Raw genomic sequence first — 14769 nt, forward strand, 5'->3', positions numbered from 1 at the left:
GCCCCTTACTTGAGCTCTGCCCGGCGCTTGACGATGAGGTTGACGATGGTGGCCAGCAGCAGCATCAAGCCCAGGAAGAACTTGAACCAGTCCGGATTCCATTGTGCGTACACGATGCCCTTGTTGGCCATGCCGAAGATGAAAGCGCCAATGGCGCCACCAACTGCGGAACCGTAGCCGCCGGTCAGGAGGCAGCCACCGATGACGGCCGCGATGATGTAAAGGAATTCGTTGCCCACTCCTTCGCCGGACTGTACGGCGTCGAAGGCGAACAGGTTGTGCATACCCAGAATCCAGCCGCAGAAGCCCACGGCCATGAAGAGGCCGATCTTGGTCTTTGTTACCGGAACACCCACGGCGCGGGCGGCGTTTGCGTCGCCGCCTACGGCGAAGATCCAGTTCCCGATCCGGGTGCGCAGCAGGATCCACGAGGCCACGGCAACCAGGACGATCCAGAAGAAGACCGTGATCTTGACCTCCACCCCGCCGATGCTGACGGAGGACGCGAAGACCGCACGTGCTGATTCGAAGCCGTCCAGCTTGGAGATCGACGGCGAGGATACGCTGCCGCCGATGAGGCGGGTGAGTGCCAGGTTGAGGCCGGTAAGCATCAGGAATGTGGCCAGGGTGACGATGAAGCTGGGCAGTTTGGTTTTGACGAGGATCCAGCCGTTGATGAAACCGATGCCCAGGGAGACCACCAAGGCCAGCCCCACGCCGACCCAGGCGTTCAGGGAGAAGTTCCAGCTGAACAGCGACGCAGTGAGTGCGGAGGAGATCACGGCAACACCTGTGGAGAGGTCGAACTCCCCACCGATCATCAGCAGGGACACGCCTACCGCCATGATTCCGATGGTCGATGAGCCGTAGAGCACGGTAGCAAGTGCGTTGGGTTGGGTGAACGTCTGCGAAACGGACGCGAAGAAAATGAAGAGGACCACCGCGCCCACCAACGCTCCAACTTCGGGCCTTGCGAGGAACTTCTGGAGGGGGCTGCGCCGCCCGATCCGTTCATCGCCGGGGGCCGTAGCCGGCGCCGGCGGCAGGGTTGCTGTGTTTGCCATAGGGGAGGACTCCTTGTTGGTCAGGCTGCGCGGCAGGGAGCCGCCGCGCAGCCTGGTTCCTGGATCTAGCGGACGCCCTGCTGGGCGAACTTGAGGACATCGGATGCGTTGGTCTTGTCCACGATGGTTGGGCCGGTGAGGACGGGCTGGCCGCCACCGATCTTGAAGCCACCGCGCTTGGCCTGCCACAGGGAGTCAACGGACATGTAGCCCTGGAGCCACGGCTGCTGGTCCACCGTGAAGATCACGGCGCCGTCCACGATCTTCTGGGCAAGGTCGGCGTTGAGGTCAAAGCTGGCAACCTTCGACGAGCTGCCGGCGTCAGTGACGGACTTCAGCAGGGTCAGGGTGATCGGAGCGCCGAGGCCGATGATGACGTCGGCGTCCTTGGCGGCCTGGAGCTTTGCCGTGGCGGTGGACTGGACCGCAGTCATGTCCTTGCCGTCCACGTACAGGATTTCGGTTGCGGGCACCTTGGCCTTCACACCGGCGCAACGGGCTTCAAGGCCGACGTGGCCCTGCTGCTGGATCACGCAGACGGGGTGCTTGTACCCCTCGGAGGCGAGCCTGGTGCCGACTGCTTCGCCGGCAAGTTGCTCGTTGGAACCGAAGTGGGTGAAGGCACCCAACTGCTTGGAGACTGATTCGCCGGCGTTGAGGCTTACCACCGGGATGCCCGCGTCGGTGGCCTTCTTGAGGACATCCTTCAGCGCGTCCGGGGTTGCCAGGGTGACGGCGATGCCATCCACCTTCTGGTCAATGGCCTGCTGGACCAGCTGCGCCTGGCGACCGGCCTCAGGGTCGCTGGTGTAGAGGAGTTCAACGTTGTCTTTCGCCGATGCTTCCTCGGCACCCTTGCGGACGATGTCCCAGAACGTGTCGCCGGCAGCCGCGTGCGTAATCAGCGCTATCTTGATCCGGTCAGTGGATGCCACCTGGCCAGCGGCTGCGGCGCCGCCGTTATCGGCCGGCTTGCCGCCCTGGCTTGAACAGGCGCTCAGTGCCACCAGGGGAACCACTGCTGCGACGACCGCCGCTTTGCGCCATGAGAATTTTGCCACCGTTATCTCCTTTGATGTCAGCTTCAGGTTTCCGGGACTCGTATCCGGAACACCTGCTACTCAGATCATGGTGACTGACCTCACACTTTGTCAATAGTTTGTCCTGACATTAGGATGTTTTAACGTAATATGGCTGTCGTGAAGGCCGAACCGGCCCCTTCCTTGACGGCCCTACCGCGGCTGCTATCATCAGAAAAAGGCAGTATGTCCTATCAAGAGAACATGAGCGGACATACGCTACCATCCGGCAGAGGAGCCGCAGACCCGCTCCCCCGGCCGGCCTTCAGCAGGCGTCTAGGAGAATCCAGTGGCGAACCAACTCAGTCTCAGCATCGATCGTTCGTCCCCCGTACCGCTTTACCATCAGGTGGTCCAAGGAATCGAGGCCGCCATCCACAGCGGCATCCTGGAACCCGGAAGCCGCTTGGACAACGAAATCGACCTCGCGGCACAGCTGAACCTATCCCGCCCCACCATGCGCAAAGCCATGGATGAACTGGTCCGGGCCGGGCTCCTGGTCCGGAAGCGTGGCGTAGGAACGCAGGTGGTTTCAAGCCAGGTCCGCCGGCCCCTGGAACTCTCCAGCCTCTATGACGACCTCAGTAACAACGGCAAAAAGCCCACCACGGACGTCCTCAGTTTCTCCCACATTGAAGCCGACGCGGCAACCCTGACAGCCCTGCAACTGCCGGCCGGTTCCAAGGTCTACCACTTCACCCGCCTGCGCAAAGTAGGTGGCAAGCCCTTGGCGCTCATGGAGAACTGGGTCCGCGACGACATCACCAGCATGGACGAGGCACAGCTTGCCAAGGAAGGCCTCTACGCGATCCTGCGCCGCGGCGGGGTCAACTTCCGGCTGGCCTCGCAACGGATCGGCGCGATGATCGCCAACGACTACCAGGCTCCCCTCCTCGAAGCCGAGGTGGGGTCGGCGCTGGTCACCATGGAACGCACCGCGGTGGATGACACCGGACGCATGGTGGAAACCGGCCACCACGTCTACCGCGCAGACTCCTACAGCTTTGAAATGACACTCGTACAGCGCTAAACAAGGACACACACATGACCAACTGGGTATACCCGCTGGGAACAGCCACTGACGGTAAATGGGACATCTCCCTGGGAACCTCTGACTCCACCCTGGCCGTAGACGGCTGGGCCCACACGGGACTGAAGGTCGCGACGCTCGCCGCAGGTGCCGCCGTCGAGCTTCCCGCCGCTCCGGAGGAGCGCATCGTGGTGCCGCTGAGCGGATCCTTCACCGTAACGGTCGACGACGGCGAGTACAGCCTCGCGGGACGGCAGTCGGTTTTCCACGGGCCAAGTGACGTCCTGTACACGGGGATCGACAAGGCCGTCAGCATCAGCTCGAACGACGGCGGCAGGGTGGCCATTGCGACGGCGCCCGCCAAAGCCGGCTATCCCACCCGCCTGATCACGGCCAAGGAAACCCCGGTGGAGCTCCGCGGAGCAGGGAACTGCTCACGCCAGGTCCACAACTTTGGCACGCCGGCTGCGCTGGAAGCCGATCGGTTCATCGTGTGCGAGGTCATCACCCCCGCCGGTAACTGGTCCTCCTACCCTCCCCACAAGCACGATGAGGAGAAGGACGGCGAGACCAGCCTTGAGGAGATCTACTACTTTGAGACCCGCGTTGCCCCGGGGTCCCCTGCACCAGAGGACACGGATCCGATCGGCTACGCGCGCGTCTACGCCTCCGACGAGCGTCCCATCGACGTCTCTGCCGAGGTGCGCACCGGCGACGTCGTGCTGGTCCCGTATGGTTGGCACGGACCGGCCATGGCCGCCCCAGGCTACGACCTGTATTACCTGAACGTCATGGCGGGCCCCGGCCGCGTACGTGACTGGCTCATCAGCGACGACCCCCACCACGGCTGGATCCGCCAAACGTGGGAAGGCCAGGACACCGATCCGCGGCTCCCGTTCGGCGCGTAACCCACACAGCGAAGGCCGCCTGGATGTTCCAGGCGGCCTTCGCTATGTGCTTCTGAAGCCTTGCGTTACGGTCGTGAACCGGCTTTGAAGAACTCTTCCAGTTCCTCAAGGCTCTTCCCCTTGGTTTCGGGCATCGCGCGTTTCACCCAGCCGATGGCCACCAGTTGGAGCGCAACGAACACCAGGAACGTCGCCGAGACGCCCATCCAGGCAACCATTTGCGGGAAAAAGAAGCCCACCAGGAAGTTGAACATCCAGAGCACGAAGACGCAGATACCCATTCCCACCCCACGCACGTGCAGCGGGAAGATCTCTGCCAGGGTCAACCAGGTGACCGTACCAATGCACGACTGCATGGAGGCCAGGAAGGTCACCATGAACAGCAGGACAAGGTACCCGCGCAGGGTTCCCTCCGGAACCGCGACGGAGATGATCGAAATGGCTGTGAGCGACACCGCGGTACCGGATAGCCCGGCAATGAGCATCGCCTTCCGGGGAAGCCTGGTCATCAACGACATACCCACGATCACGGCAACCACGGAAGTCACACCGTTGACCACATTTGCCAGGAGCGCGCCCTGGTCGCCGAAACCGGAGGACGACAGGATGGACGTGCCGTAGTACATGATGGCGTTGACGCCGCTGATCTGGTTGATGATGGCAAGGCCCAGTCCCACCACGAAGATCCTGCGGATCCACGGCACGGTCAGGTCCTTGAAGGTGCCCATCCGGGACTGGTAGTCCTCGCGCGCGGCGCGCTGGACGTCGTCGAACTCAGCCGATACGTCACCGGCGGCGCGGGTCCGCCGCAGGACGTCCATCACCTCGCTGAACCGGCCCGACGACGCCAGCCAGCGGGGACTCTCAGGCAGTACGAGCATCCCCATCCACAGGATGACGGCGGGCAAGGTAGCGATGACCAGCATCCAGCGCCACACGTGCATCTCTTCAGGGAACAGGTTCCCGAGCACCGCGTTGAACGTGAAAGCCAGGAACTGGCCCGTCACAATCATGAGTTCGTTTTGGGTGACGATCCTGCCGCGCTGCGCGGCAGGCGACATTTCAGCCAGGTACACCGGCACGATCACCGAGGCACCGCCGACGGCGAGGCCCAGGACAGTCCTGGCCAGCACCAGCAGCTCCGTGGTTGGCGCAAGGGAGCAGGCGACGGTGGCCACGGCGAAGATGACGGCCAGGCCCATGATGGTCCTGCGGCGGCCAAAGCGGTCGGACAAACGTCCGGCGCTGATGGCACCGAACGCCGCACCGAAGAGCAGCATCGAAGTGACGAGGCCCTCGGTCAACGGCGTCAGGCCCAGGTCTTTCTGCATGAACGGCAAGGCACCATTGATCACACCGGTGTCATAGCCGAACAGCAGTCCGCCGAACGTGGAGAACAGCGCCACCTTGCGAAGGAACTTTTTGGGGTTGGCCGGCTTGCCGGTTTTCTTTGGGGTTACGGGGAGCGTACCAACCGTCATTTTGTCCTGGCGACGTAGTCGATCATTGTCTTGAGCTGGTACCGGGACACGTCCTCGGCGTTCTCATCCTCCGCAAAGACGGATGACACCATGACGGTGTTCTCCTTGTCCAGGAAGCCGATTTCCTTCAGCCCGCCAAAGAACTCATCCCAGTTCACGTCCCCGTCGCCAATCTTCAGGTGCTGGTGGACGCGAACCGCGTTGCCCGGCGGATTGGTGATGTACCGCAAGCCGTGGGACGCATGGTGGTCCATGGTGTCGGATACGTGCACCAGCCGCAGCTTGTCGCCGGCAGCCCGCATGATCTCCAGGGGCTTGTTGCCCATGTGGAAGGTGTGCGATGCCACGTACACCATGCCGATGTTCGGCGAGTTGATGCCGCGGATGACGCGCAAAGCTGCCAATCCGTCTTCCACGAAGTCGTCCGGGTGCGGATCGATCAGGACGTCCATGCCCTCGCGCTCGATGATCGGCAGCAGTTCCTCCATGGAACGGTAGAACGCACGCTCGGACTCTTCTGCCTTCTCCGGGCGGCCGCTGAACTCTGTGTTCATGGTCTGAACGCCGAGGTCCACTGCGATCTGGATAGCCCGCTTCCAGTACCGGACGGCTGCCTCGCGTGCGTCTTCATCCGGGCCGGACCAGCGGAGGACAGGCAGGACAGAGGCGATCTCTACGCCGGCATCCTTGCACGCAGCTTTCAGCTTGCCTACCAGCTCGTCGTCGGCCTTGGGATGGTTGTAGAACGGGATGAGGTCCGCATGCGGGGTCATCTGCAGGTATTTGTAACCAAGGTCTGCCGCTACCCGGGGGAATTCGAGCAGGCCGTGGCTGTGGTGGAACGGTGTGGGGTCAAGGGCGATTTTCATGCTCAGTCCCCTACTTGTACAGGTCCGGCTTGGTGTTCAACTGGACCTTGACCTTTTCGCCCGACTTCTGCGCTTCGACACCAGCCTCGCAGCATGCTGCCGTGGCATAGCCGTCCCAAGCGGTAGGTCCGCCGATTTCGCCGCGGAGGGCGGCGTCCGCCCAAGCCTGCACCTCGACGTCGTACGCTGCTCCGAATCGTTCCTCAAAGCCTGGGGTGACATTGCCGCCCCACTTACCGGCTGCCTGGACGTAGGGGCCGTTGTCCCCGCCGATGCTCACGATGCCATCCTCGAAGGACGCCTGCGTGGCCACCTGGTAGCCGAACTTGGCGTTGACGTAGATTTCGACGTCGGCCAGCACACCGGATTCGGTTTCGAGCAGAACATGCTGGGGGTCGTGCTGGCCGTTGGGTGCGCTGCGGGTCGGTTTGCCCAGACGGACCTGGACGGAGGTGATTTCCTCACCGGTGAAGTAGCGGATGGCGTCGAACTCATGCACTACTGAGTCGTTGATCAGCATCTCGTTGGTGAAGCCCTCAGGCGTGGTGGGGTTGCGGTGCTGGTGGTGCAGCATCAACAACTCCCCCAATTCGCTGTTGCGGATGATGGCGCCCAGTGCCGAGTACTCGGCGTCGAAGCGGCGCATGAAGCCCACTTGGATGCGCTTGTGGCCCAGAGCCTGCTCAGCCTGGACAACTTTCCAGGCGCTTTCGGCGTCGGGGGTCAATGGCTTCTCGCACAGGATCGGGAAATCCTTCTCCAATGCCTTGTACAGAATTTCCTCGTGGAGAAAGCCCGGAGTGGCGATCAGCACGGCATTCACGTCGCCGTTGTTGAGCGCTTCGTCTGCGCTGGCGAGTGCCACGGCACCGTCGATACCCTCGATGGCGGCCTGGGCCCTGGCGAGGTCAACGTCGACGACGGCGGCCACTTCAGCGCCGTGGATGCGGGTGCTGAGACGCTTGATGTGGTCGGCACCCATGCGGCCAGCGCCGATGACGGCAACGCGGAGAGTCTTTGTCACTGTTTCAATCCTTCTTGAGGTTCTTGTGGGGTGCTACTGGACGCGGGTACGGGAACCGCAGGAAAGCAGGTAGTTGCGGGTGCGCTTGGCGATGGGCATCGGCACATCGAACGCTACCGGGTACATGTCCTGCTCCACGATGCCGAAGATGGGCCGGTTGAGCGCTTCGACTGCTTCGATGACTGCGCGCAGGTCCGGGAGGCCGTTCGGCGGCTCGGTCATGACGCCGGCCAGGTTGGCAGCCGCCCAGGTCATGTTCTTCTCGTTGACTTCGGCCAGGACCTGTGGGTTGATCTGCTTGAGGTGCAGGTAGCCGATGCGGTCCGGGTAGTTCTTGATAAGTTCCAGGCTGGAAGCTCCGCAGTATTCCGCGTGTCCTGTGTCCAGGCAGAGGTTCAAGTACTGCGGATCCGTGGCGGCCAGCAGGGTTTCGATGTCCTTTTGCGCGCCCACATGTGAATCCGCGTGGGAGTGGAACTGCTGGTGCAGGCCGAAGTCCTCCAGGAGGACCTTGCCCATCCGGTTGTGGCCGGCGAAGAGGTCCGCCCACTGCTCGTCCGTGAGTTCGCCGTTCTCCACAGCTTCGCCGGTGACGTCGTCGCGCCACATGGCGGGGATGACCACGATGTGTTCTCCACCCATGGCTGCGGTCAGTTCCGCGACCTTGCGGGCCGGCTCCCACGCTTCATCGTACTGGCCGGCACCGCGGTGGAAGGCCGTGAAGACGGTTCCTGCGGTGACCTGGAGGTCGCGCTGCTTGAGTTCTTCAGCCAAGCGTGTGGGGTCGTTCGGCAGGTAGCCGTACGGGCCAAGTTCGATCCACTTGTAGCCGGATTCGGCAACCTCATCCAGGAATCGTTCCCAGGGGGTCTGCTGGGGGTCATCCGCAAACCAGACTCCCCAGGAGTCCGGTGCGGTGCCAATGATGAGCTTGTTCTCGACGTCGGTCATGACAGCGTTGTCTTCCTTTGCGGCGGTGGGGACTTAGTTGGAGGGGAAGTTGTAGGAAGCGCCGGAGGCGTGGGTGGGTTCGGGCCAGCGGGACGTGATGACCTTGCCGCGGGTGTAGAAGGAGACGCCTTCGGGGCCGTAGATGTGCTTGTCGCCGAAGAGGGAATTCTTCCAGCCGCCGAAGGAGTGGTAGGCCACCGGCACGGGCAACGGGACGTTGATACCAACCATGCCCACGGTGACGGAGCGCTGGAACTTCCGCGCTGCTGCGCCGTTGGAGGTGAAGATGGCGGTGCCGTTGCCGTACGGGTTGGAGTTGATCAGGTTGATGCCGTCCTCGAGGGTATCGACGCGTACTACCACCAGGACGGGTCCGAAGATTTCCTCGGTATAGGCGGTCATCTCGGTTTTGACGTGGTCGATCACGGTGGGACCTACCCAGAAGCCGTCTTCGTGGCCCGGGACCACGAGGTCGCGGCCGTCCACTACCATCGCTGCACCGGCCTGCTCGGCTTCGGTGACGATCTTGACGATGCGTTCCTTGGAGGCCGGGGTGATGACCGGACCCATTTCAGCGTCGGGCTCGGTGCCGTTGTTGACCTTCACGGCCAGAGCCCGTTCTTCGACCTTTTTCACGATCAGGTCCGCGGCGTCCCCAACGGCGACGGCCACCGAGATGGCCATGCAACGTTCCCCTGCGGAGCCGAACGCGGCGGCGGCGAGGTGGTCGGCGGCGTTGTCCAGGTCAGCGTCCGGGAGCACGATTGCGTGGTTCTTTGCCCCACCCAATGCCTGGACGCGTTTGCCGTGCTTGGTGGCGGTTTCATGGACGTACTGGGCGATCGGGGTGGAACCAACGAAGCTGATGCCATCCACGTCCGGGTGCGTCAACAGGCCGTCGACGGTCTCCTTGCCACCGTGCAGGACCTGGAACACGCCATCGGGCAGGCCGGCCTGCTTCCAGAGCTTGGCCAGGAGCATCGAAGCGGACGGGTCGCGCTCGGACGGCTTGAGGATAAAGGCGTTGCCGGTGGCGATGGCCATCGGCGCCATCCACAACGGAACCATGACCGGGAAGTTGAACGGCGTGATGCCGGCAACTACGCCCAGGGGTTCGCGGAAAGAGAAGACGTCGATCCCGGTGGACACCTGGTCCGAGTAGTCGCCCTTGAGCAGGGTGGGGATACCGCAGGCGAACTCGATGACTTCGAGCCCGCGGCCGATTTCGCCCTTGGCATCGGAAAGCACCTTGCCGTGCTCGGCAGTGATGAGCTCTGCCAGCTCGTCCACGTGGGCTGCGACGAGTTCACGGAACTTGAACAAGACGGCGGTGCGCTTGGCCAGGGAAATGTCACCCCAGGTATCGGCTGCCTTGCGGGCCGCTGCGACCGTGGTGTTCAGGTCCGCCTCGTTGGCCAGGCGCAATTCAGCGGTGACCTGGCCGGTGGCCGGGTTGTACACCGGCTGGGTACGGTCGCCCTCGCCCGTGGTTTCAGCGCCGTTGATGAAGTGGTGGATGGTGGTCAGTGTGGTCGTCGTCGACATGTGCGGACTTCCTTGTGGTCTGTGGGATCTGTGTGTCTGGGATTCAGCCGAGCAGCTTGCGCTGGCGGCTCTTGTGGTCTGTGTACGTCTTGTAGGCCTGCTGGGTGGATTCCAGCTCGGAGACTGCCGAGACGGGGACGTCCCACCAGGACTCGGAGCTCGGGGCGTCCAACAAGGGATCGGACTCGACGTGGATCACGATCGGACCGGTCTCCGGAGCTGCCTTGGCTTCCTTGATCGCCGCACCGAGGGCTTCGATGACGTTGTCGCCCGGTTCGATCCGGATGACTTTCGCGCCCAGGGACTCGGCATTGGTGGCCAAATCGATGGGAAGGTTCTCGCCGGCGTCGAAGCTGTGCTGCTCCTTGTCCAGAACCCGGTACTGGGTACCAAAGCGCTGGGAACCGAGGGACTCGGACAGCGAACCGATGGACGCGTAGCCGTGGTTCTGGATGAGGACCACGATCAGTTTGATGCGTTCGGCGACGGCGGTAACCAGTTCGGTGTGCATCATCAGGTAGGAGCCGTCCCCCACCATGACCACCACATCCCTGTCGGGGCCACCGGCTGCCGCTTCGGCCAGCGCTGCTCGTTTGACGCCGAGGCCGCCGGGGATTTCGTAGCCCATGCAGGAGTACGCGTATTCCACGTGGTAGCCGAACGGGTCCCGGACGCGCCACATCTTATGCAGGTCACCGGGCAGCGACCCCGCGGCACAGATGACAACGTCGTGGTCGTCCATGGCCTTGTTGGTGGCGCCGATGATTTCGTTCTGGGCAGGCAACGGCGTGTAGCGGGTTTCGAAGGCTTCGTCCACGATCGCGTTCCAGCGTTTCTTCTCCGCCGCAACCTTCTCTTCCAAGTCCGCACCCACGCGGTAACCGCCCAAGGCCTGGTTGAGCTTCACCAGCGCCTTGCGGGCATCGGCGACGATCGGCAGCGTCGTGCCGTGCTTGTAGGCATCGATCGGCGCGACGTTGATGTTCACGAACTTTACGTCCGGGTTCTGGAACGCCGTACGGGATGCGGTGGTGAAGTCCTCGTAGCGCGTGCCGATCCCGATGATCAGGTCCGCTTCGGCAGCGATGGCGTTGGCCGCCGTCGTACCGGTTGAGCCGATGGCACCGAGGGAGAACTTGTGGTCCCAGGGCAGGACGCCGACGCCGGCCTGGGTGTTGCCCACCGGGATTCCCGTCAGCTCAGCGAACTTGGAAAGTTCGTCATTTGCGTAGGCGTACAGGACACCGCCGCCGGCAATGATCAGTGGGCGTTTCGCGGCGCGGATGGCCTCCACGGCACGGCGGATGTCATCGTCCTCCGCCTCGGGACGGCGGATCCGCCACTCACGTTCGGACAGGAACTCTTCGGGAACATCGAAAGCTTCGGCCTGGACGTCCTGCGGCAGGGAAATCGTCACCGCGCCCGTTTCGGCCGGATCAGTCAGGACCCGGAGGCCGTGGTGGAACGCGGAGAACAGCTGCTCCGGCCGGGAGACCCGGTCAAAGAACTTCGACAACGGCCGGAACGCGTCGTTCACCGTGATGTCGTAGGCGTACGGCAACTCCAACTGCTGCAGGACGGGGTCCGCAGCCCGTGTTGCAAAGGTGTCGCTGGGCAGCAACAGCACAGGCAAACGGTTGGTGGTGGCCAGCGCCGCGCCGGTCAGCAGGTTCGATGAGCCAGGACCAATGGAGGTGCTGATCGCGAACGTCTGGCGACGACGGGTGTGACGGGCGTAGCCCACGGCCTGGTGGACCTGGGCCTGCTCGTTGCGGCCCTGGTAGTAGGGCATGATCGCGGGATCCGCGGCCTGGTACTGCTTCAGGGCCTGGCCCACGCCGGCCACATTGCCGTGGCCGAAGATACCGAACGTCCCCGGAATCAAGCGCTCACGGAACTGAACGCCATCAACAGAGTCAACGGTGTACTGCTTGGACAGGAACTCCACCACGGCTTGCGCCACGGTCATCCGACGGGTTGCTGTTCCCACTGGTCTTACTCCGATACTTTCACTGGAATGCGGTCTGAGGAGGCATGGCCGTTTGCGTTGGCGGCGGCAGCGGGCGCCGGGGCGTTCAGCAGCGAGGCGGCCGTGGCTACGGCACCTGCAACATCGCCGTCGTGCGGGTACAACAGCGTGCGCCCCACAGTGAGGCCCTGGACTCCGGGCAGTGCAAGGGCCGCCTGCCAGGAAGCGAAAACTTCATCCTGGCTGCCGTCCGGGTCCCCGCCCAAAAGAACGGTGGGCAAGGTGGTGGAGGCCATGACGCGCTCCATGTCCTTCACCACCGGAAGCTTCATCCAGGTGTAGGCGCTGGTGGATCCGAGACCTTCGGCGATGCCTACCGACTTGATCACGGCGTCCGCGCGGAGGTCGTTGCGGACCTTGCCGTTGGCGTCGCGGATGGACAGGAACGGCTCCACCATGGCGATGAGTTTGCGCTCGGCCAGCGAATCAATGGCTTTGGCTGTGGCCTCAAGGGTGGCAACCGTATCCGGGTCGCCCAGGCAGATGCGGGTGAGCATCTTGCCGCCGTCTGCACCGAGGGCCTCAAGGGCGGCGGCGGTGTGGCCAGTAAAGCGGTCATCGAACTCATTGACCAGGCCAGCCAGGCCGCCACGGTTCATGGAACCGAACACCAGCTTGCCTTCCAGGGCACCCAGGAGAAGGAGGTCATCCATGATGTCCGGTGACGCGAGGATCCCGTCCACAGCCGGGTTGGCCAGGGCGATCTGCAAGCGGTCAAGCAGGTCGCGCCGGTCAGCCATGGCCATCGGCTCGGAACCTACTGACAGGGCTCCCCGGGCAGGGTGGTCCGCTGCGACGATGAAGCTCTGCTGGCCGTACTTCAAGCCCGGATGCCGACGGCGGGTGGCAGCTGCGCGGGCGACGGCGTCCGGATCTTCGAGCCGGATCCGGCTCAGGTGCTCGTAGCGGCGGGGATCATCGTTGGGGCTCAACGCACGGCTCCTTCGGTAAAGGTGGCACCCGGAATGGGGCGGCCGCGTTCGGCGAGCAGCGAGGTGACCTCGTCCGGCGTCGGCATCGCATCCGCGCACGAAACGCGGGAGGCGACGATCGCGCCCGAGGCGTTTGCGTAGTCCAGGACTTCGGACAAGGGCCAGCCGGACAGCAGGCCATGGCAGAACGCGCCCCCAAAGGAGTCGCCGGCACCCAGGCCGTTGACGGTTTCCACCGGGACCGGCGCTGAGACCACACGCTCGGAGCGGGTCTTGGCCATCACGCCTTCAGCGCCAAGCTTCACGACGGCGATCTCGACACCGGCTGCCAACAGACGGTCCGCCTGCTCGTCGGGCGTCCCCTCGCCTACCGCCACGGCACACTCCTTGTCGTTGCCGATTGCCACCGTGGCGTACGGGAGGATCTTCGCGACCTCGGCACGCGCCTCTTCCTCGGAGTTCCAGAACATCGGCCGGTAGTCCAGGTCCAGGATGGTGAACTGGCCTTCCTTCAGGCTGGTCCGGGGGCGGGCCTGGTGTGCTGCGAGGTGTGCACCGCGGCTGGGCTCCTGGCACAGGCCGGTCACCGTGGACCAGAAAATCCTGGCTTCGCGGATCGCGTCCAGGTCGAGTTCTTCGGCCTGGATCTGCAGGTCCGGGGCCGTGGGAAAGCGGCCGTAGAAGTAGAGCGGGAATTCGTCTGTTGCGGGCTTGATGGCGCAGAACGTCACCGCCGTGGGGTATTGGGTCACGGGTGAAACGAACGAGTCATCCACGTTGAATTTGCGCAGTTCCCGGTGGAGGTATGTGCCGAATGCGTCGTCGCCGGTCCGCGTGATCACGCCAGTGCGACGTCCGTGCCGGGCAGCCGCCACAGCCACGTTGGAGGGCGAACCTCCGAGGTACTTGCCGAAGGACGTCACGTCCTCCAGGTCCACTCCGATGTCGTTCGGGTAGATATCAACGCTGATGCGCCCGATTGTGAGCAGTTCGTGGGTCACGATGATCGTTGACCTTTCTCTTGTGAACTCTGAACCTCTGAGCGCTGGGCCCCGATGCCTTGCCACCCCTCAGTGAGCGGGGCCACATGACTACTTTGCACCAGATTTCATGTCCTGTCAAAGGTTTGTACTGACATATTTACAACATGACACAGACTGCTTTTACTTGCGCGGAACAGCCAGTTCTCCGGTGACATACTGGCTGCGCCCGAAGCCGAAGGACCAGTCCCCCGCAGTGTTTTCGACGTAGCCCACAAAGACGTCCTCGCCACGGACCCCCACTGCCGCCAAACGGCTCGCGATGGCTTCAAAGAGGGAGCTCTTGGCCATCTGGCTCCGACCTTCCTGGGTAAAGATCTGGATCATCACCACACCAGCCGTCCGCTCAAAGCCAAGCCCTGCATCCTGCGCCACGATCTGCCCCTGCGGATGCTCGGTGAGGATGTGGAAGTAGTCGCGCTCCGGAATTCCATACTCGCCCAGAATTGCGTCGTGGATGGCTCGGCTGAGGGCTGTCAACTCCTCCGCGGAGCGGCCCTGGTTCACGTCGATTCGCACAAGTGGCATTGCATTCCCTTCGAATAGTTTGTCCTAACATACTAACAAACTACTTCGAGCCTAGATACAGCAAAGGCCCGCCCGGGTAGATTCGGACGGACCCCTGCCCCACTTTGCGAGGCCCACTCTGCGCTGCAAAACAACCGAAAAGCGCGCTCAACAGGCCCCACAACGGGCGCACCCACATTGCGAGGCCCACTCTGCGCCGCAAAACAACCGAATAGCGCGCTCAACAGGCCCCACAACGGGCGCACCCACATTGCGAGGCCCACTCTGCGCCGCAAAACAACCGAATAGC

Annotated in this window: 13 protein-coding genes; 2 read left to right on the plus strand and 11 right to left on the minus strand. The window is 63.3% G+C overall.

Annotated features, from left to right (window positions below; translation table 11 throughout):
• Positions 1–5 precede the first annotated feature (5 nt).
• Together NEK97_RS05320 and NEK97_RS05325 are read right to left on the minus strand one after the other, a co-directional pair.
• Positions 6–1064: an ABC transporter permease gene (locus tag NEK97_RS05320; RefSeq protein ID WP_211712910.1), complete on the minus strand. Its 1059-nt coding sequence runs from the start codon at positions 1062–1064 to the stop codon at positions 6–8.
• 65 nt (positions 1065–1129) lie between these two features.
• Positions 1130–2125 carry a substrate-binding domain-containing protein gene (locus tag NEK97_RS05325; protein WP_257368876.1) on the minus strand — a complete coding sequence of 332 codons (996 nt, stop codon included), beginning with the start codon at positions 2123–2125 and terminating at the stop codon, positions 1130–1132.
• A 307-nt stretch (positions 2126–2432) separates the two neighbouring features.
• Between NEK97_RS05325 and NEK97_RS05330 the strand changes: the two genes are divergently transcribed.
• Together NEK97_RS05330 and iolB are read left to right on the plus strand one after the other, a co-directional pair.
• Entirely contained in the window at positions 2433–3173 is a 741-nt protein-coding gene (locus NEK97_RS05330) for a GntR family transcriptional regulator (RefSeq protein ID WP_235519041.1), read from the plus strand.
• A gap of 14 nt (positions 3174–3187) precedes the next feature.
• Positions 3188–4081 carry a 5-deoxy-glucuronate isomerase gene (gene iolB / locus NEK97_RS05335; protein ID WP_257368877.1) on the plus strand — a complete coding sequence of 298 codons (894 nt, stop codon included), beginning with the start codon at positions 3188–3190 and terminating at the stop codon, positions 4079–4081.
• A 65-nt stretch (positions 4082–4146) separates the two neighbouring features.
• Here the strand turns inward: iolB and NEK97_RS05340 are convergent, their stop codons facing one another.
• The 9 genes from NEK97_RS05340 to NEK97_RS05380 form a co-directional block, all read right to left on the minus strand.
• Positions 4147–5562 (minus strand): sugar porter family MFS transporter, encoded by a 1416-nt coding sequence (locus NEK97_RS05340; protein WP_235519039.1) that lies wholly within the window; start codon positions 5560–5562, stop codon positions 4147–4149.
• Positions 5559–6431 carry a sugar phosphate isomerase/epimerase family protein gene (locus tag NEK97_RS05345; RefSeq protein WP_257368878.1) on the minus strand — a complete coding sequence of 291 codons (873 nt, stop codon included), beginning with the start codon at positions 6429–6431 and terminating at the stop codon, positions 5559–5561. The genes NEK97_RS05340 and NEK97_RS05345 overlap by 4 nt, the downstream gene beginning before the upstream one ends.
• A 10-nt stretch (positions 6432–6441) precedes the next feature.
• Positions 6442–7455, minus strand: coding sequence for a Gfo/Idh/MocA family protein (locus NEK97_RS05350; protein ID WP_235519037.1), 1014 nt, complete (start codon positions 7453–7455; stop codon positions 6442–6444).
• Between the two features lie 33 nt (positions 7456–7488).
• Entirely contained in the window at positions 7489–8406 is a 918-nt protein-coding gene (locus tag NEK97_RS05355; protein ID WP_235519036.1) for a sugar phosphate isomerase/epimerase, read from the minus strand.
• Positions 8407–8439: 33 nt separating this feature from the next.
• Positions 8440–9951: a CoA-acylating methylmalonate-semialdehyde dehydrogenase gene (locus NEK97_RS05360; RefSeq protein WP_257368879.1), complete on the minus strand. Its 1512-nt coding sequence runs from the start codon at positions 9949–9951 to the stop codon at positions 8440–8442.
• A 43-nt stretch (positions 9952–9994) separates the two neighbouring features.
• The gene (iolD, locus tag NEK97_RS05365) at positions 9995–11920 is read right to left on the minus strand and encodes a 3D-(3,5/4)-trihydroxycyclohexane-1,2-dione acylhydrolase (decyclizing) (protein WP_257369024.1); all 1926 of its coding nucleotides are present in this window, start codon (positions 11918–11920) and stop codon (positions 9995–9997) included.
• 26 nt (positions 11921–11946) lie between these two features.
• Positions 11947–12912: a deoxyribose-phosphate aldolase gene (locus NEK97_RS05370; protein ID WP_235519031.1), complete on the minus strand. Its 966-nt coding sequence runs from the start codon at positions 12910–12912 to the stop codon at positions 11947–11949.
• Complete coding sequence (gene iolC, locus NEK97_RS05375; RefSeq protein WP_257368880.1) at positions 12909–13913, minus strand: 5-dehydro-2-deoxygluconokinase; 1005 nt, start codon at positions 13911–13913, stop codon at positions 12909–12911. The genes NEK97_RS05370 and iolC overlap by 4 nt, the downstream gene beginning before the upstream one ends.
• Before the next feature lie 162 nt (positions 13914–14075).
• Complete coding sequence (locus tag NEK97_RS05380; protein ID WP_257368881.1) at positions 14076–14480, minus strand: tautomerase family protein; 405 nt, start codon at positions 14478–14480, stop codon at positions 14076–14078.
• Between the last annotated feature and the right edge of the window lie 289 nt (positions 14481–14769).

The sequence above is a fragment of the Paenarthrobacter sp. UW852 genome, assembly GCF_024608385.1.
GTDB lineage: Bacteria > Actinomycetota > Actinomycetes > Actinomycetales > Micrococcaceae > Arthrobacter.